Below are 541 nucleotides of genomic sequence, written 5' to 3'. Positions count from 1 at the left end.
AGGAAGTAGCAGGTGACGCTAAGACTATAGCAAGTTTAGCACGGACATATGCAGACGAAGCCAAGAAAAAAGCGGAAGTAGCAGATTCACAATCCTATCAAGCTAAGGGCGAAGCCGAAAAAGCCAAGGAAATAGCTAATAGTGCAAAATATACAGCAGAACAAGCACAGAAAGCGGCAGAAGCGGCGGGTAAAAAGGCAGCGTCTTTAGCATCATCTTTAGAAGACAAGCTAAAAGAGACAGAAAAAACAGCGAAGGAAGCCAAACAGAAAGCTGTTTATGCCGAAAATGATGCGAGGCAAGCTCGTAGTGAGGCAGAATCTGCGAAAAATATAGCTTATAATGCTAGTAGTACAGCTAACAACGCGAAGGAAGTGGCAGATAACGCTAAGACTATAGCAAGTTTAGCAGAAAGAGCAGGCGAAGAAGCCAAGAAAATAGCGGAAAAAGCCGATGATCGAGCATATGAAGCCAAGAATGAAGTAGAAAAAGCCAAGGAAATAGCTAGTAATGCAAAATATATAGCAGAACAAGCGCAAAG

The 541-nt window shown here is 42.7% G+C and carries 1 pseudogene; it reads left to right on the top strand.

Features of this window, described 5'->3' with window-relative positions:
• Positions 1-541, top strand: a pseudogene (locus ACFIKO_RS09530) (hypothetical protein); the annotation flags it as partial.

This window comes from Bartonella sp. TS82HLJMH (assembly GCF_042193495.1).
GTDB lineage: Bacteria > Pseudomonadota > Alphaproteobacteria > Rhizobiales > Rhizobiaceae > Bartonella > Bartonella grahamii.
The sequence above is the reverse complement of the archived record's forward strand: the minus strand, read 5'-3'. Positions and strand labels throughout refer to the sequence as shown.